18 protein-coding genes are annotated in these 16,779 nt (G+C 69.0%); 2 read left to right on the top strand and 16 right to left on the bottom strand.

Going from position 1 to position 16,779, the window contains the following annotated elements; translation table 11 throughout:
- The first annotated feature begins 269 nt into the window (after positions 1-269).
- A complete protein-coding gene (locus tag EOINJALH_RS29355) occupies positions 270-1,451 on the top strand; it encodes an ATP-binding protein (RefSeq protein WP_158219945.1) in 1,182 nt (393 codons plus the stop codon).
- Positions 1,448-2,173 (top strand): response regulator, encoded by a 726-nt coding sequence (locus EOINJALH_RS29350; RefSeq protein WP_234414100.1) that lies wholly within the window; start codon positions 1,448-1,450, stop codon positions 2,171-2,173. Before EOINJALH_RS29355 ends, EOINJALH_RS29350 begins: the two co-directional genes overlap by 4 nt.
- Here the strand turns inward: EOINJALH_RS29350 and cobA are convergent.
- The 16 genes from cobA to dsrA all read right to left on the bottom strand — a co-directional run bounded on the left by cobA (position 2,163) and on the right by dsrA (position 16,566).
- Positions 2,163-3,014: a uroporphyrinogen-III C-methyltransferase gene (cobA, locus tag EOINJALH_RS29345; RefSeq protein WP_088286956.1), complete on the bottom strand. Its 852-nt coding sequence runs from the start codon at positions 3,012-3,014 to the stop codon at positions 2,163-2,165. The genes EOINJALH_RS29350 and cobA overlap by 11 nt on opposite strands.
- A gap of 28 nt (positions 3,015-3,042) precedes the next feature.
- A complete protein-coding gene (locus tag EOINJALH_RS29340; protein WP_088286954.1) occupies positions 3,043-3,408 on the bottom strand; it encodes a TusE/DsrC/DsvC family sulfur relay protein in 366 nt (121 codons plus the stop codon).
- A 3-nt stretch (positions 3,409-3,411) separates the two neighbouring features.
- Complete coding sequence (locus EOINJALH_RS29335) at positions 3,412-4,836, bottom strand: cobyrinate a,c-diamide synthase (RefSeq protein ID WP_088286952.1); 1,425 nt, start codon at positions 4,834-4,836, stop codon at positions 3,412-3,414.
- Between the two features lie 12 nt (positions 4,837-4,848).
- A complete protein-coding gene (nrfD, locus tag EOINJALH_RS29330; RefSeq protein WP_088286950.1) occupies positions 4,849-6,027 on the bottom strand; it encodes an NrfD/PsrC family molybdoenzyme membrane anchor subunit in 1,179 nt (392 codons plus the stop codon).
- A 24-nt stretch (positions 6,028-6,051) separates the two neighbouring features.
- Positions 6,052-6,783: a sulfate reduction electron transfer complex DsrMKJOP subunit DsrO gene (gene dsrO, locus EOINJALH_RS29325; RefSeq protein ID WP_234414099.1), complete on the bottom strand. Its 732-nt coding sequence runs from the start codon at positions 6,781-6,783 to the stop codon at positions 6,052-6,054.
- Positions 6,780-7,175 carry an Hdr-like menaquinol oxidoreductase cytochrome c subunit gene (locus tag EOINJALH_RS29320; RefSeq protein WP_088286948.1) on the bottom strand — a complete coding sequence of 132 codons (396 nt, stop codon included), beginning with the start codon at positions 7,173-7,175 and terminating at the stop codon, positions 6,780-6,782. Before EOINJALH_RS29320 ends, dsrO begins: the two co-directional genes overlap by 4 nt.
- A gap of 2 nt (positions 7,176-7,177) precedes the next feature.
- On the bottom strand, positions 7,178-9,136 hold the full coding sequence (locus tag EOINJALH_RS29315; RefSeq protein ID WP_088286946.1) for an NAD(P)-binding protein: 1,959 nt from the start codon (positions 9,134-9,136) through the stop codon (positions 7,178-7,180).
- A 23-nt stretch (positions 9,137-9,159) separates the two neighbouring features.
- Positions 9,160-10,449, bottom strand: a complete 1,290-nt coding sequence (locus EOINJALH_RS29310; RefSeq protein ID WP_088286944.1) for an NAD(P)/FAD-dependent oxidoreductase — start codon at positions 10,447-10,449, stop codon at positions 9,160-9,162.
- Between the two features lie 17 nt (positions 10,450-10,466).
- On the bottom strand, positions 10,467-11,963 hold the full coding sequence (gene dsrK, locus EOINJALH_RS29305) for a sulfate reduction electron transfer complex DsrMKJOP subunit DsrK (protein WP_088286942.1): 1,497 nt from the start codon (positions 11,961-11,963) through the stop codon (positions 10,467-10,469).
- A 13-nt stretch (positions 11,964-11,976) separates the two neighbouring features.
- Positions 11,977-12,705, bottom strand: coding sequence for a respiratory nitrate reductase subunit gamma (locus EOINJALH_RS29300; RefSeq protein WP_088286940.1), 729 nt, complete (start codon positions 12,703-12,705; stop codon positions 11,977-11,979).
- 70 nt (positions 12,706-12,775) lie between these two features.
- The gene (locus EOINJALH_RS29295; RefSeq protein WP_088286938.1) at positions 12,776-13,108 is read right to left on the bottom strand and encodes a TusE/DsrC/DsvC family sulfur relay protein; all 333 of its coding nucleotides are present in this window, start codon (positions 13,106-13,108) and stop codon (positions 12,776-12,778) included.
- Between the two features lie 29 nt (positions 13,109-13,137).
- A complete protein-coding gene (tusB, locus tag EOINJALH_RS29290; protein WP_088286936.1) occupies positions 13,138-13,437 on the bottom strand; it encodes a sulfurtransferase complex subunit TusB in 300 nt (99 codons plus the stop codon).
- Positions 13,438-13,445: 8 nt separating this feature from the next.
- Positions 13,446-13,808, bottom strand: a complete 363-nt coding sequence (tusC, locus tag EOINJALH_RS29285) for a sulfurtransferase complex subunit TusC (protein ID WP_234414098.1) — start codon at positions 13,806-13,808, stop codon at positions 13,446-13,448.
- A gap of 1 nt (position 13,809) precedes the next feature.
- Positions 13,810-14,169, bottom strand: a complete 360-nt coding sequence (gene tusD / locus EOINJALH_RS29280; protein WP_088286934.1) for a sulfurtransferase complex subunit TusD — start codon at positions 14,167-14,169, stop codon at positions 13,810-13,812.
- A gap of 15 nt (positions 14,170-14,184) precedes the next feature.
- The gene (gene dsrB, locus EOINJALH_RS29275) at positions 14,185-15,252 is read right to left on the bottom strand and encodes a dissimilatory-type sulfite reductase subunit beta (RefSeq protein WP_088286932.1); all 1,068 of its coding nucleotides are present in this window, start codon (positions 15,250-15,252) and stop codon (positions 14,185-14,187) included.
- Between the two features lie 15 nt (positions 15,253-15,267).
- Positions 15,268-16,566, bottom strand: coding sequence for a dissimilatory-type sulfite reductase subunit alpha (gene dsrA, locus EOINJALH_RS29270; protein WP_088286931.1), 1,299 nt, complete (start codon positions 16,564-16,566; stop codon positions 15,268-15,270).
- Positions 16,567-16,779 lie beyond the last annotated feature (213 nt).

Raw genomic sequence — 16,779 nt, 5'->3', positions numbered from 1 at the left:
ATGCCCCTGTAGCCCAAATGGGGGATGTCCGTGCCACCCCGGCTCGGCCGGCGTGCCCTGCCACGCGCGCGACCATTCGGGCTTCATCGCCATGCCGCGCCCGCCGCCACGGCGCCGGCGGACCGGCCGGCGCGCCGGCGAATTGATCATGATCACCTCGATCGCCGAAACCGGGATACCATCAGGGGTACCAAGGGAGAAAACCGATGGCGCTCGCGGCCGATGTCGGTTTCAATTTGCCTGGGCGCCTTCGCCCCGCCTGCCATCCCATGCCCGACACCGCCACCATCGCCCTGCCTGCCCCGTCCACGGCCGCCCTGCCTACGGCCGGCGGCGTCGCGGCCGGACTGCTGGCCGAGATCACGGCCGACCTCTCCACCGGCGCCGACATCCGGGCGCTGCTGGGCCACTTCCTCGAGCCCATCGTGCAGCTGGCCCATGCCCGCGCCGGCGCGGTGCGCATGCTGTGCGACGACGACCGCTTGCGCCTGGTCAGCCAGCTCGGCCTGCCGGCGCAACTGGGCTGCGCCGGGCCGTCGGTGCACCGGCACTGCGGCGGCTGCGGCCAGGCCGTCGACAGCGACCGGCTGGCCTGGGACACCGGCCTGAGCGGTTGCGACGGCGCGGCCCGCGACGTGCTGGTGCCTCTGGGCTGGGCCCACATGCTGGCCGTGCCGCTGGACCACCGTGGCCAGGTGCTGGGCGTGTACAACCTGTTCTTCGATGCCGCCACCGGCCCGTCGGCCGAGGTGCGCGCGGTGCTGCGCTCGATCGGCACGCTGCTGGGCCTGGCGCTGCACAACGCCCGCCTCGAGGCCGAGAACCTGCGCGCCACCGTGCTGCAAGAGCGGCAGCGCATGGCCGCCGAGGTGCACGACGCCGTGGCACAAGACCTGGCCTTCCTGCGCATGCGCCTGCCCCTGCTGGAGCAGGCCATCGGCGAACACAACGGCGCGCTGACGACCCGTTACCTGGTTGACCTGAAGCAGGCGCTGGGCCATGCCCACGGCAGCCTGCGCGAGATCATCACCGACTTCCGCACCCCGCCCGATCCGCGCGGGCTGGCCCACGCCCTGGCCGAACGCGCCGACGAGTTCAGCCGCCGCAGCGGCATCGCGGTGGCGCTGACCAACGACCTGCCGGCGTTGGCGCTGCCGGCCGCGCACGAGGCGCAGGTGCTGCACATCGTTGGCGAGGCGCTGTCCAACATCGCCCGACACGCCCGGGCGCGGCAGGCCTGGCTGCGGCTGTCGGCCGAGGCCGGCCAGGTGACACTGCGCATCGAGGACGACGGCATCGGCCTCGGCCCGCTGCCGGCCGAGCCCGGCCACCATGGGCTCGAGATCATGGCCGGGCGCGCGCGACGGCTGGGTGGCGCGCTCGCGGTGCGGCCCCGCGAGGGCGGCGGCACGGTGGTCGCGGTCGGCTTTCCTGCCCCGGGGGCGCCATGAGCAACAGCCTGCCCGGCATGGCCGGCCTGACGGGCCAGGAGCCGCCGATCAAGGTGGTGCTGGTGGACGACCACGCGCTGTGCCGCAGCGGCCTGTCCGACCTGCTGCAGCACCGCGGCCACATGAACGTGGTGGCCGCGCTGGGCGACCCGGAGCAACTGGTGCCTGTGCTGCGCGAGCACGAGCCCGACCTGCTGGTGCTCGACCTGCGCATGCCCACCACCGACGGCCTGAGCCTGCTGCGCCGCGTGCGCACCGAAGGCATCGCCACGCCGGCGCTCATCCTGACGATGAGCGATGCCGAGGCCGACCTGTCGGCCGCGCTGCGCGCCGGGGTGCGCGGCTACCTGCTGAAGGACATGGACCCGGTGGAGATCATGGGCGCCATCGCGCGCGCCGCACGCGGCGAGCTGGTGGTGGCGCCGCAGATGACGCTGAAGCTGGCGCAGCTGCTGCAACCCGACAGCCGCAGCCCCGACCGGCGCGGCCTGATCAGCACGCTGACCGAGCGCGAGCGCGAGATCCTCGAGCACCTGGCCCGCGGCGAGAGCAACAAGGCCATCGCGCGCACGCTCGACATCAGCCACGACACCGTGAAGCTGCACGTGCGCCACATCCTGGGCAAGCTGCACCTGAGCAGCCGGGTCGAAGCCGCGGTGTTTGCGGTGGAAGCGCGGGTGGCGGGCGACGCCTCCAGCCACAACGCCCGGCCTAGCCGCTGAAGGACGCGTCCGCGGTCATGTCCGCGGTCGCCTCCGCGGGTGCGACCGCGCCGGCCGGCTCGAACCACGCCAGTTGCTCGCGCAGGCGCACCACCTCGCCCACGATCACCAGGCAGGGCGACTTCAGCCCGGCCTCGAGCACGCGCTCCGGCAGGTCGTCCAGCGTGGCGGCCACCACGCGCTGCTGCGCCAGGGTGCCCTGCTGCACCACCGCCGCCGGCAGGGTGGCCGGCGCGCCGTGCGCCACCAGTTGCGCGCAGATCTCGGCCAGGCCGCCGAGGCCCATGTAGATCACCACCGTCTGCCGCGGGCGCGACAGCATCGGCCAGTCGAGGTCGCAGCTGCCGTCCTTCAGGTGGCCGGTGACGAAGGTGCAGCTCTGGGCGAAGTCGCGGTGCGTCAGCGGGATGCCGGCGTAGCTGGCCACGCCGCAGGCTGCGGTGACACCGGGCACCACCTCGAAGGGCACGCCCTCGGCGGCCAGCACCTGCAGTTCTTCGCCGCCGCGGCCGAAGACGAAGGGGTCGCCGCCCTTCAGCCGCACCACCCGCCGGCCTTCGCGCGCCAGCCGCACCAGCAGCGTGTTGATCTGGTCCTGCGCCAGGCTGTGGTGGCTGCGCTCCTTGCCGACGTAGCGGCGCTCGGCCTGCGCGCCGATCAGCGCCAGCACCTCGGGGCCGACCAGGTGGTCGTACACCACCACGTCGGCCTGGGCCAGCAGGCGCGCGGCGCGCAGCGTCAGCAGTTCGGGGTCGCCGGGGCCGGCGCCCACCAGGTGCACGGTGCCGCAGCTGGCGCGGCAGGCGGCCATCATCGCGGGCATGTCGACGAACGAGTTCATGGGTGGCTCCGACGTGGGATGGTGGGGTTCAGTGTTCGCCCTTGGTGCGCAGCAGTCCGGCCAGGCGGTTGCCCTGCTTCTGCGGCCCGCCGATCGGGAACATGTCGTGCAGGGCGTGGTTGCTGCCGCGCTCCGGTCCCCAGGCCTGGGTGAAGTGCTTGACCATCACCCGCACCTGGGCCTGCACGCCGTGCGACTGGAAGTGCTCGCGCAGGAATCGGATCAATTCCCAGTGCGCCGACGTCAGCGTCAGGCCTTCCTCGCGCGCCAGCGCCACCGCGAAGGCCTCGGACCAGTCGTCCCGGTGCAGCAGGTAGCCTTCGCTGTCGGTGGCCACGGCGCGGCCGTCGACCATCACGATGCGGTGGGCCAGCGGGGCCATGTCGATCGCCATGGCTCAGGCCCCGCATGCCACCATCGCCTGGGCCGTCTGCATGGCGGCCGGCGCGCGCCGGTCGCGCTGCGAGCGCACGAAGTCGACAAAGCGCGGCGCCCAGTGCGCCCCGGCGCCGGTGCGCAGGTGGGCGTAGGACGCGAGCAGGTTGTGCACCAGCACGCCGTCGTGCTGGCCGTCGATGCCATGGCCGCGCCGCACGCGGTAGGCGAAGCCGACACTGGGGTCGAGGTTGTCGAGGCTGGAATGGTGGAACTCGTGGCCGCGCACCAGGGCGCCGTCGCCGCCGCCCCACGGCATGGCGCCGGTCTCCTGCAGGTGCACGTAGCCGCGGCCCACCGGGCGCTCGTGCATCACCGTGTCGCCCGGGATGGCACCGACCATGCGCGCCGTGCGGCCGCGCCAGGTGATGCTGCGCGACAGCACCATCAGCCCGCCACACTCGGCATAGGTGGGCAGGCCGCCGGCGATGGCATCGCGCAGCGCCCCGCGCAGCGCCGCGTTGGCCTCCAGCGCGTCCATGCAGGCCTCGGGAAAGCCGCCGCCGATGAACAGGCCGTCGAGTGCCGGCAGGTGCGCGTCGCGCAGCGTGTCGATGGGCACCAGTTCGGCGCCGGCGGCCTCGAGCGCGGCCAGGTCATCGGGGTAGTAGAAGCCGAAGGCGCGGTCGCGGGCGATGCCGATGCGCAGGTCGGGGCGGCGGGCGCGGGCCGGCGATGGGGCGCACGCCGCCTCGGGCCAGGGCCCGGCCGACGCGGCCAGCGAGCGGATGCGGTCGAGATCGACCTGCGCGCCGATGACGCGGCCGATGGACTGCACGCGCAGCTGCGCGTCGTCGACCTCGGCGCAGGGCATCAGGCCGAGGTGCCGCTCGGTCATCGCCAGGCGCGGGTCCTCGGCCACGGCGCCCAGCACCGGCACATCGGTGTAGTGCTCGATCACCGCGCGCAGCTTGGCCTCGTGGCGCGAGCCGCCCAGTCGGTTGAGCACCACGCCGCCGATGCGCACCTGGCGGTCGAAGGCCTGGTAGCCGAGGATCAGCGGGGCGATGCCGCGCGTCATGCCCCGCGCGTCGATCACCAGCAGCACCGGCAGGTCGAGCCGCCGCGCCAGCGCCGCATTGCTGTTGCTGCCGTCCAGTGCCAGCCCGTCGTACAGGCCCTTGTTGCCTTCCACCAGGGCCAGGTCGGCGCCGCGCGTGGCCTGCACGAAAGTGCGTTCGAGCGCGGCGTCCTCCATCAGGTAGGGGTCGAGGTTCAGGCAGGGGCGGCCGGCAGCGCGGCCCAGCCACATCGGATCGATGTAGTCGGGGCCCTTCTTGTACGGCTGCACGGTGCAGCCGCGCGCGGTGAGCGCGGCCGCCAGGCCCAGCGTCACCGTGGTCTTGCCCGATGACTTGTGCGCGGCGGAGACGAGCAGGCGGTCCATGGGGCGGTGTCCTCAGTGCTTGCCGGCGGTGGCGGCGAAGTCGTCCTGCGGCATGAAGTCGAGCATGCGCACGCCGATGGTCGTCAGCAGGAAGGCCGCGCCCAGGCCGCCAACGCCCAGCAGGAACTCGGGCCAGGACGGCACGTAGCCGGCCAACACGCCGTCGCCGAACGAACTGCTCACCTCGTGCCCCGGGAAGATGTCGAGCGGGAAGGCCTGCCCGCCGACGATGAAGACGAACAGCCAGGCGAACGCGCCGGCCACCACCATGGCCGCGGCGGTGAGCATGTCGCGCTCGCTGCCCAGCTTCGGGTGGAACAGCAGCAGCAGCGGCAGCAGCGTGCCCACCAGCACGTAGCCCAGCCAGAACAGCAGCGTGTACAGGCCGCCGTCGCGAAGGATGAAGGCCTCGAAGGCCCCCTGGCGCGCGAAGTACAGGTGGGTGAGGTGCTGCACCGCCACCAGGTACAGCGACGCGGCGATGAAGATGCCCAGCAGCCGCGCCATGCGCCGCCGCACCGCCTCGTCGAGGTGCTGGCCGTTCCAGGCGTACATCGTCGATTGCACGATCAGGAACACCGCCAGCCCCCAGCCGAAGGACAGCACGATGAACAGCGGCGCCAGCAGCGCCGACTGGTAGGCCTGTCGCGCCACCAGGAAGCCGAAGATGGAGCCGGTGCCGGTGGTGAGCACGAAGCGCCACACCAGCGCGGCCAGGCCCGCCGGCTTGGACCAGGCGTTGAAGCGGCGCTCGAACATGGTCCACAGGTACACCGCGACGATGCCCACCATGCCCGAGTACAGGAACACGTTCCACGCGAAGACGGACTTGAAGTTGTAGTGCGTGGCGGCCACGATCACGCGGTCGGGCCGGCCCAGGTCGAGCATCAGCACCATCAGGCCGCCGGCCAGCAGCGCGATGCACAGCAGGCCCGACAGCGGCGCGCGCGGCTTGTAGGCCGGCTGGCCGAAGACCGAGCCGATGGAGGCCACGTTGAGCACGCCCGAGGCGGCCACGATCATGAAGATCGCGAACACGTGCGGCAGCCCCCAGACCACCTGGTTGTTCATGCCGGTGACGATGTGGCCGTGCAGTTCCATGTAGTGCGCCGCGCCCAGGCCGAGCGCCGTGACCAGGCCGCCGATCGCGACGAGCGTCCAGAAGTTGCGGGTGTCTTGCGGGGTGCGCATGGTGGGTCTGGCTCGCTCAGCCTGTCAGATGCCGTGGTAGCGCACGCCGGGATCGAGCTTCAGGTCGGCGCGCAACTGCGTGGTCTGGATCTCGCGCACGCGGCGGGCGATCTCGCTGCCGGGATCGTTGAGATCGCCGAACACGATGGCGCCGTGGCCGGCCTTGGTGCAGGCCTCGGCGCAAGCGGTGGTCTTGGCGCCCTGGTCTAGGCGGTGCACGCACAGTGTGCAGCTTTCGACGCAGCCCTTGCCGCGCGGCACGTCGGGTGTCTGCGCGTCGAGTGCCTCGTGCACGAAGGAGCGCGCCTTGTACGGGCAGGCCATCATGCAGTAGCGGCAGCCGATGCAGCTGTGGCGGTCGACCAGCACGATGCCGTCGGCGCGCTTGAACGAGGCACCGGTGGGGCACACGTCGACGCAGGGCGGCTCGGCGCAATGCTGGCACATCACCGGCACCGATGCCGCCCGGCCGGTCTTGATCTCCTTGATCTCGACCTTGCGGATCCACTGCGCCGAGGTGGGCGAAGGCTTGGGGTCGAGCCCGTTCTCGGTGTTGCAGGCGGTGACGCAGTCGGTGCAGCCGCTGGCGCACTTGGTGGTGTCGATCAGCATGCCCCAGCGCACCGTGGCGCTGGCGCCGGCCGAAGGCGTGCCCGATGCGGCAGCCCTGGCGACCTCGATCAACTGGATGCCCGGTGCCAGCATCACGCCACCGACGGCCGCGGCGGCGACGCCGAGGAAGCCGCGGCGGCTCACTTGGCGGCTCCCACCGCCAGTGCGCGCGGCTTGCTGGTGTGGCACTCGAAGCAGTCGATCTTCACCGCCGCGTAGCTGTGGCAGCTGACGCAGAAGTTGGTCTCGGCCTTGGCCACGCTGCCGGTGGCCTGGCTGGCGTGGCAGTCGATGCAGTCCTTCAGGCTGTGCTTCGCACCGCGGATGCCGCCGCGCACGGTGTCGTCGCGCTGGTGCTTCAGCAGGTCCATGTGGTTGCGGCGCATGACGGCCGGGTCGGCCACGCACTGCGTGCCGGCGCGCGCCGGCTCGATCACCGGCTGGGGCGTGCGGCCGGCATCGCCGGCGGCCAACAGCGGCGCCGCCGCGCTGCACAGGAGCAGCGCGCCGACGATTCGCGCGGCACGGCGCAGCATGCCTACTCTCCCAACCCCATCTGGATGTAGCCCGTGGGGCACACGTCCTTGCAGATGTGGCAGCCGATGCACTTGCTGTAGTCGGTGTCGACGTAGCGGCCGGTGGTCGACTTGGCTTTCGGCACCTTGAACACCGCGGTCTGCGGGCAATAGACCACGCAGTTGTCGCACTCGAAGCACTGGCCGCAGCTCATGCAGCGCTTGGCCTCGGCCTGCGCCTGCGCCTCCAGCAGCGGCAGCATGCGCTCCTCGAAGTTGGAGAGCGCCTCTTCGGCACTGAGCGTGACGATCTTGCGGCGCTGCCGCGCGGTGTACTGGAAGTGGCCGAGGAACAACTCGCTGTGTGGGATGACGTAGCGGTCGGAGCGGTTGTCGTAGTTGTGGATCGCGCCGGGGCTGGCATCGGTGCCCCAGGTGGGCTGGTCGATCGTGCCGATCTTCAGGCCCTTCTCGACCATCTTGCGGGTGAGGTCGAAGCCGTGCACGTCGATCTTCGGGCGCTTGTCCAGCGGCTCGCTGCGCAGGTGCCGGTCGATGCCGTCGGCGGCGATCGCGCCGTGGCCGATGGCGGTTGTCAGCAGGTGAGGGCGCACCACGTCGCCGCCGACGAACATGCCCGCCTGGCCCTGCACCTGGTAGTTCTTGTCGCTGGCGATGCCGCCCTTGCCGTTGTTCAGCACCTCCAGCCCGGTGAAGTCCACCGCCTGGCCGATGGCCGAGACGATGAGGTCGGCCTCGATGTCTTCCTCGGTGCCGGGGATCTGCTTCACGTCGAGCCTGCCGCCGACGATCTTCGCCTCGCAGCGGATCACCCGCAGTGCGGTGGCGCGGCCACCGGCGTCGCGGATCACCGCCACCGGCGCCATGCCGCCGCGGATGGCGATGCCCTCGGCCAGCGCGTGCTCGACCTCGTGCTTGCTGGCCTGCATCTTCTCGATCGCGAAGATCGAGGTCAGCGTGACCTCGGCGCCCTGGCGCCTGGACAGCAGCGCGGCGTCGTGCGCGGCAAAGCCGGCGATGGCGTTCTCGGGCCGGTCGGATTCATGGATCTGGTCGATGTGGCCCAGGCGGCGCGCCACCGTGGCCACGTCGATCGAGGTGTCGCCGCCGCCGACGACCACCACGCGCTTGCCCACATGTTGCATGCGGCCGTCGTTGAAGGCCTTCAGGAAGGCGGTGGCGGTGACGCAGTTCGGCGCCTCGCTGCCATCCACCGGCAGCGGCCGGCCGCTCTGCGCGCCCAGGCCCAGGAACACGGCGTCGAACTCGGCCTGGATCTGCTCGAGCGTCACGTCGGTGCCGATGCGGCAGTTCATGCGCGTGACCACGCCCAGGTCGAGGATGCGCTGGATCTCGGCATCCAACACCGTGCGCGGCGTGCGGAAGCCCGGGATGCCGTAGCGCATCATGCCGCCGAGTTCGGCGCGCTCGTCGAAGATCGTCACCGCATGGCCCTTGCGCGCCAGCTGGTAGGCCGCCGACAGACCGGCCGGGCCGGCACCGATCACGGCCACCTTCTTGCCGGTGGATTCGGTGGGTTTCGGGAAGGCCAGTTGGTGCTCGATGGCCCATTCGCCCAGGAAGTGCTCGACCGAGTTGATGCCAACGAAGTCTTCCACCTGGTTGCGGTTGCAGCCCGATTCGCAGGGGGCCGGGCACACGCGGCCCATCACCGACGGCAGCGGGTTGGCCTCGGTCAGGCGGCGCCAGGCGTACTCCTGCCAGGGCACGCCCGCGGGCGGCTTCTCGACGCCGCGCACGATGTTCAGCCAGCCGCGAATGTCCTCGCCCGACGGGCACGCACCCTGGCAGGGCGGCGTGCTCTGGATGTAGGTGGGGCACTTGTGCGAGTGGTCGGCGTCGAAGATCTCCTGCTGCCAGGCCAGGGGCTTGTGATCACCGTCCTTGTAGCGGCGGAAGGTCAGCGGCTGGGCCGGGGCGTGGTCTACCGGGTTGGACATGGGATTCTCCAGCGTGGGACGCGTCACTTGCCTGTCAGGCGCATGATGCCGAGCGCCTTGAGGATGTACTTCTCGTAGATCGGTTCGGAGTTGCCGGTCTTCATCTTGCGCATGAAGTACTTCTCGTAGGCAATCTTGGCCAGGTGCACCCACTTGCCTTTCTTGAACCAGTTGACGTTGCGCGGCGGGATCTGCGGCAGCGCGACAAAGGCCGCGCCGGTGTCGCCCATGTCGGCCAGACAGATCGCGTTCCAGGTGCCCTTGGTGCTGGCGGTGCTGCCGTTCAGCTCGTCGGCGATGTTGTGCACGATCGCCGTGACCATGGTCTCGATCATGTAGCCGGTCTTGGGCGCGCCGGTGGGCACCGGTGTCACCTCCACCGGAGGGATGGCCACGCACACGCCGGCCGAGAAGATGTTCTTGTAGGCCTTGCTGCGCTGGTAGTCGTCGATGAGGACGAAGCCGCGCGGATTGCACAGGTTGGGCACGGCGGCCACGGCGTCCACGCCCTTGAAGGCCGGCAGCATCATCGCCAGCTTGAACGGCACCTCGTGCTCCTTGAACACGTTGCCGAGGTCGTCGAGCTGGGTCGTGAACAGCTTGCCTTCCTCCACCTTGGTGGTCTTGGCGTTGGTGATCCACTTCATGTCGCGGTTGCGCATCTCCGACTCGAGCATGCTCTTCGAGTCGCCCACGCCGCCCAGGCCCAGGTGGCCGATGTAGGGCTCGCTGGTGACGAAGGTGATGGGCACCTTGTTGCGCAGCTTGCGGCGGCGCAGGTCGGTGTCGAGGATGAAGGCGAACTCGTAGGCCGGGCCGAAGCAGCTGGCCATCGGCATCGCGCCGATGACCACCGGGCCGGGGTTCTCGAGGAACTTCTGGTAGTCGGCCCAGAAGGCCTCGGCGTGCGACACCGTGCACACCGAGTGGGTGTGGCCGCCGCCGCCGGAATGCGTCGGCCCTGCGCCGGGCACTTCGGCGAAGCTGAGCTTGGGGCCGGTGGTGATCACCAGGTAGTCGTAGCCCACGCTCTGACCGTCGGCCAATTCCAGGCGATTGGCCTCGGGGTCGATCTTGGTCACCAACTTGGCAATGAAGTCGATGCCTTTGCGCGCCAGCAGCGGGCCCACCTTCAGCATCAGCTCGTCGGCCTTGCGCCAGCCCACCGCCAGCCAGGGGTTCGAGGGTACGAACTGGAAGAAGTCCACCGCGTTGATCACGGTGACCTTGTGTTCCTTGGGCAGCTTCTCTCGAATCTCGTAGGCCGCGGGCATGCCGCCGATGCCGGCGCCCATGATGACGATGTGGGCCATGAGTGTCTCCTGGTGGCCTATTGGGGGTCACCAAGGCGGATCGCCTTGCTGACCAACTGGTGCACGCCGCCGACCATGCTCATGTTGAAGCCGTAGTACGGCAGCACCTTGCTGAACTGCGCCTTGCAGATGGCACAGATGGTGGCCATGAAGTTCACCCCGTGCTCGTCGACGACGCTCTTGAGCGCCTCCATGCGCGGCAGCGCCCCCTTGACGCGCAGCTCGAGCAGGTCGTCGGTGAGCAGTCCGCCGCCACCGCCGCAGCAGAAGGTGGATTCGTGGATCGTGCCCGGCGCCATGTCGTGGAAGCGGTTGGCCACCGCCTTGATGATCTCGCGCGGGATCACGAACTGGCCGCCCGGCATGCTGCCCATGCGCGAGGCGCGGGCCACGTTGCACGAGTCGTGGAAGGTGATGATGCGGTCGTCGTTCTTCTCTTTGTCGAACCTCAGCGCGCCGCGCTGGATCAGGTCGTAGGTGAACTCGCAGATGTGCTGCGGCACCGGGTAGCGCGGGTCCAGCCAGTCGAAGGGGCCGATCAGCGTGTTCCAGAAGCTGTAGGCGACGCGCCAGGCGTGGCCGCATTCGCCGACCACGATGCGCTTGACGCCCAGCTCTTGCGCGGCTTCCTTCACGCGCATCGAGATGCTGCGCATCTGCTCGTAGTTGCCGATGAACAGGCCGAAGTTGCCGGCTTCGCTGGCTTTCGAGGAGAGCGTCCAGCTGATGCCGGCGGCGTGGAAGACCTTGGCGTAGCCGATCAGGCTTTCGACGTGCGGCTCGGAGAAGAAGTCGGCGCTGGGCGTGACCAGCAGCACCTCGGCCCCCTCGACGTCGAGTGGGAAGCGCACGTCCAGGCCGGTCTCTTCCTTGGTGTCTTCCTCCAGCCCCAGCAGGGTGTCTTCCAGCGCGGGGCCGGGGATGCCCAGGTTGTTGCCGATGCGGTGCACCTTGCCGATGATCTCGTTGGCGTACTTCTGGCCCAGGCCCACCGAATCCATGATCTCGCGCGCGGCCATGGTGATCTCGGCGGTGTCGATGCCGTAGGGGCAGAACACGCTGCAGCGCCGGCACTCGGAGCATTGGTTGTAGTAGCTCCACCACTGGTCGAGCACGTCCTTGCTCATGTCCACCGCGCCCACCAGCTTGGGGAAGTGCTTGCCGGCGAAGGTGAAGTAGCGGCGGTACACCGCGCGCATCAGGTCCTGCCGCGCCACCGGCATGTTCTTCGGGTCGCCGGTGCCCAGGAAGTAGTGGCACTTGTCCGAGCAGGCGCCGCAGTGCACGCAGGCGTCCATGTAGACGCGCAGGCTGCGGTACTTGCCCAGCAGTTCGCCCATGCGGGCGATGGCACGCTGCTCCCAGCCCTCGGTCAGCTCGCCCGGGAAGCCCACGGCCTCCTGGATCTTGGGCGACGCGACATAGGGCTTGAGGTGCGCCATCGAGCCCTCGGCCACCAGCGGGATGACCGGGTAGGGCTTGAGCTTCGGCGTGTCGAAGGCGGCGGTGGCCATGGCGTTCGGCGCCTTACTTGTCGAGGGCGGCAGCCCAGGCGGACACGTGCCGTGCCTCGCGCGAGGTGTCGGCCTGGTTGCGGGTGGGGCTGAAGAACAGGCCCGGCGCGTGCAGCAGCTTGCTGATGGGGAAGACGATCATCAGCAGCGCAACCAGGGCCAGGTGCACCAGCAGCAACGGGTCGGCTGGCAGGGGTTGCACGTCCAGCCGCATCAGGCCCAGCATGAAAGCCTTGACCGCGACGATGTCGGTGTGCGAGACGAAGCGCATCCCCAGGCCGGTGAGGCCGATGGCGACGAGCAGCGCCAGGTGCAGGTGGTCGGAGGGGGTGGAGATGTAGCGCACGCGGTCCACCAGCACGCGGCGCGCCCACAGCCCCCCCAGGCCCGCCACCATCGCGAAGCCGGCGTAGGTGCCGAAGGGCTGCACGAAGGCGATCACGTCCCACACCGGCTGCTGGAAGTAGCGGGCGTGGCGCAGCAGCACCAGCAGCAGCGCCGCGTGGAACATCCAGCCGAACAGCCAGGTCCACTTGCTGCCCTTGAACAGGCTCTCGAAGAACACCACCTCGCGCGTCATCCTCAGCGCCACCCCGCCGGTCGTCGTGGGTGCCGGCGTGGTCGGGATCTTCAATGGCGCTGGCGCACCGGCGTAGCTGCGGATCTTCAGCGCCACGCCGATGACGAGCATCGCGGTGGCGGCATAGAAGAGCGCGGCGTAGGCGATCGACAGGGCGGACATGGTGGGGTGTTCGGGCAGGCTCGCGCTGCGCGTGGGGGCTCGACGCGCGTGCCTTGCGGGGACTGGAGGACTAGACGCAGCCCGTCGGCTTGGGCAGGCCGGCGATCTTGCAGGCCTGCTTGGCCGGGCCGTAGGGGAACAGTTCGTACAGGTACTTGCTGTTGCCCTTGTCCGGTCCGAGCTGCTTGCCGATGGCCTTGGTGAGCACGCGCACCGCCGGAGCGATCTGGTACTCGTTGTAGTAGTCGCGCAGGAAGTTCACCACTTCCCAATGGCTGGGCGTCATCTCGACGTTCTCGCCCTGTGCCAGCACCTTGCCGATGTCCTCGTTCCAGTCGGCCAGGTTCAGCAGATAGCCTTCTTCGTCGGTCTCGTAGGTGGTGCCGTTGACTTCGATGCCCATGGGGTCTCTCCTTCGGGGAATGATCCTGGCTACAGCCAGGACTGGTTGTTCGGGTGCTCGGTGACCAGGTCGACGAAGCCGGCGTAGTCGACCGGCGTGACGCCGTCGACCAGCTTGCCGGCCATGCCGCGCGCATCGACGTCGGGCTGCAGGGCGTAGACCTTCAGCTGCGCCAGGGCCCCGGCGATGCCGGAGGCGCTGGCACCCTGGGTGGTGGCGGCGTAGACCGCGTCCTCGATCAGCAGCAGGGCCGATCCGGGCTTGGCCAGCCGAAGGCAGCTGCCCAGCGAGTGGGTCTGCAGGTGGGATTTGTTGACGATGTGCAGCATGGCGCGCCTCAGAAGGAAAGGACCACGTCCTGCTCGGCCATCAGGTCGGCCATCTCGGCCGACGACAGCACCTGCACGTCGACCAGCAGGTCGTCCTCGGTCAGGCCGCGTGCGTCCATCGACTCGCGCTCGACGTACAGCTTCTCGACGTCGTAGCCGTCGAGCGCGCGGTAGGTTTTCGAGTGGTTCTTGATGCCGATGCCCTTGGTGTCCTGGCCCTTGACCAGCTCGTAGACGCCGTCGTCGAGGAACACCAGGCTCACGTCCTGGTCGAAGGTGGCGGTGATCAGCACCACCTCCAGGCTCTCCAGCGCGTAGATCGTGCCGTAGGGGGCCTTGCGGTTGACGAACATGAATTTCTTGGTGCTCACGTCAGTCCCCGAAAGTGACCATGCGGTCGGCCTTGATGCCACTGTCGACCAGTTGCCCCAGGCCCGAGATGCGGAAGCCGGGCGCCAGCACCTCGTCCTTGATGCCGCGGCGCAGCGCTGCGGCCACGCACACCACCAAGTCGACGCCGTGCTCGGCCTTCAGCGCCGACCAGCGGTTGACTACGTGGCGGTCGTCCTGCGGCGGCTCGGTGAGGCGCGTCGCGTTGTAGACGCCATCGTGATAGAAGAACACGCGCTGGATCTCGTGGCCCTTCTCGATCGCGGCCTTGGCGAACTGGTACGCGGTGTCGCTGGCCTGGTGCGTGTACGGGCCTTCGCTGACGAGCAAACCTAGCTTCATGTCGACGCGTCCTGGTCAGAAGCGGATGTGCGTCGACGCGTTGAGGTTCGCACGTGAGCCCCGCCAGTCGTCGATCAGGTACTTGGTGAAGGGCAGGTCGCACTTCTCGAAGAAGCGCGGCCAGCCGATGCGCTCCACCCAGTCGGACAGGCGCTCCCACGAGCGGGCGTCTTCCTTGTAGGTGTAGAGGATCTTCTTCACCATGGCCGACACCTCGGGCCAGCGCGGCGGGTTGTTGGGCAGGCCCGAGGCCACCATCTTCATGAAGGTGGGCTTGCCGCGGGCATTGCTGTTCTTGCCGCCCACCCAGATGGCCAGCTTGCTGTGCTCGGGGTCGTTGATCTGCATCGGCGGGCACGGGGGGTAGCAGGCGCCGCAGCAGATGCATTTCTTCTCGTCCACCTCGAGCGAGGGCTTGCCGTTGACCAGAGCCGGGCGGATGGCCGCCACCGGGCAGCGCGCCACCACCGCGGGCCGCTCGCAGACGTTGGCCACCAGGTCGTGGTTGATCTTCGGCGGCTTGGTGTGCTGCACGATGATGGCGATGTCGGCCTGGCCGCCGCAGTTGATCTCGCAGCAGCTGGTCGAGAGGTGCACGCGGTTGGGCATGTCCTCGCGGATGAACTCGGCGTACAGGTCGTCCATCAGCGCCTTCACCGCGCCGGAGGCGTCGGTGCCGGGGATGTCGCAGTGCAGCCAGCCCTGGGTGTGGGCGATCATCGACACCGAGTTGCCGGTGCCACCCACCGGGAAGCCGTTGCTCGTCAGGGCCTCGATCAGCGGCGCCACCTTGTTCGGGTCGCTGACCATGAACTCGATGTTCGAGCGGATGGTGAAGCGCACATGCCCTTCGGCATAGGTGTCGGCGATGTCGCAGAGCTTGCGGATGGTGTAGACGTCCATCTGCCGCTGCGTGCCGGCGCGCACGCTCCACACCTCGTCGCCAGTGTGCGAGACGTGGTGCAGCACGCCCGGCCGGGGCCGGTCATGCCATTTCCAGTTGCCGTAGTTCTTCAGCAGGGTGGGGTGCAGGTACTGCTTGTTGTCCGGCACGCCGCTTTCGATGGGGGGACGCATGGCCATGTCGTGGTCTCCTGGTCAGGCTGCCGATTGCTTCTTGGCGTTGATGCGGGCGACTTCGTCGTCCCAGCCGGCGGTGTTCACGTAGGGGTTGGTGCGCGGTGTGGACACCATGTTGGCGTCGATCTCCACCCCGATGCCTTCGAGGAAGTTGACCAGGCCGATGCGCTCGATCATCTCGCCGGTGCGCTCGTGCTCGAGTGCGTTCTCGGCGAAGAAGTCGATCACCTTCTGGCCCAGTTCGACCAGCGCCTCGTAGTCCTCGTCGGTCTTCAGCGGCATGAAGGGCACCACCACCGTGCCCATCAGGTCGCCGATCTTCAGCGTGCGCTTGCCGCCGATGAGGATGGTGGCGCCGGTGTCGGTGCCGTGCGCCAGTGCGCCGGTCATCACGTTGATGCAGTGCATGCAGCGCACGCAGTTGCTGTTGTCGATCTCCAGCGCATGGGTGTCGCTGAGCTTCACGCTCGAGATGCGATCACCCGTGTCGACATCCTTGATCTCCTTCAGCAGGATCGTCTTGGTGGGGCAGCGTGTGATCACGTTGTTCACCAGTTCGTTCATGCCGTGCGCGTCGAACCACTTGCGGGCCAGCGCCTCGTCAGTGCGCATGTTGTCGCGCCAGGTGCCGATGACGGCCATGTCCGAGCGCTGGATGGAGTTCATGCAGTCGTTGCCGCAGCCGCTGAACTTGAACTTGAACTTGTAGGGCAGGGCCGGGCGGTGGATGTCGTCGAGGAAGGTGTTGATGACCTGCCGGTGCGCACGCGCCTCGTCGTAGCAGCTCTGTTCGCAGCGCGCCGCGCCCACGCAGCTCATGCTGGTGCGCACCGCCGGGCCGGCGCCGCCGAGGTCGAAGCCCAGCTCGTTCAGCTCGTCGAAGGCGTCCTGCACCTTGTCGGTCTTGGCGCCCTGGAACATGATGTCGCCGCTCTGGCCGTGGAAGGCGATCAGGCCCGAGCCGTGCTTCTCCCAGATGTCGCACATCTTGCGCAGCACGTCGGTGGTGTAGTGCATGCCGGCCGGCGGCTGCACGCGCAGCGTGTGGAACTCGGCCGCGTCGGGGTACACCGGCGTGTTGTCCTCGTTCTTCAGCTCGGTGAAGCGCGGGATCACGCCGCCGCCGTAGCCGAACACGCCCACCGTGCCGCCCTTCCAGTAACCCTTCTTGGTGCGGTAGGACGTCTCCAGCTGACCCATCAGGTCGACCATGTAGTCCTTGTCCTGGGCCAGGCGCTTCAGGCCGGTGACGAAGCTCGGCCAGGGGCCGCTCTCCAGCTCGTCGAGCATCGGCGTGTCGTGCGGCTTCTTGGCCATAAGCTTGTCTCCTGTGTTCGGGGCACCTGCACCACAACCCAGGCGGTTGGGTGGCATGGCGGCGAATGTTGGGGCCACGGTCTGCGCCGCGCCATCCCTCGGGAGGGGTAGGTCACGATAGACCTTGCGGGCAGTGCCGGCACTACCCGAAAGGGGTATGGGCCGGTCACCCGTACCGGGTATGGACGCCGTGCCGCCGTCGCAGGCTCAATG

It is taken from the genome of Ideonella sp. A 288, assembly GCF_002198735.1.
Classification (GTDB): Bacteria; Pseudomonadota; Gammaproteobacteria; order Burkholderiales; family Burkholderiaceae_C; genus Pseudaquabacterium.
Note: the sequence above shows the minus strand (reverse complement) of the source record. Positions and strands in the feature narration are given on the sequence as shown.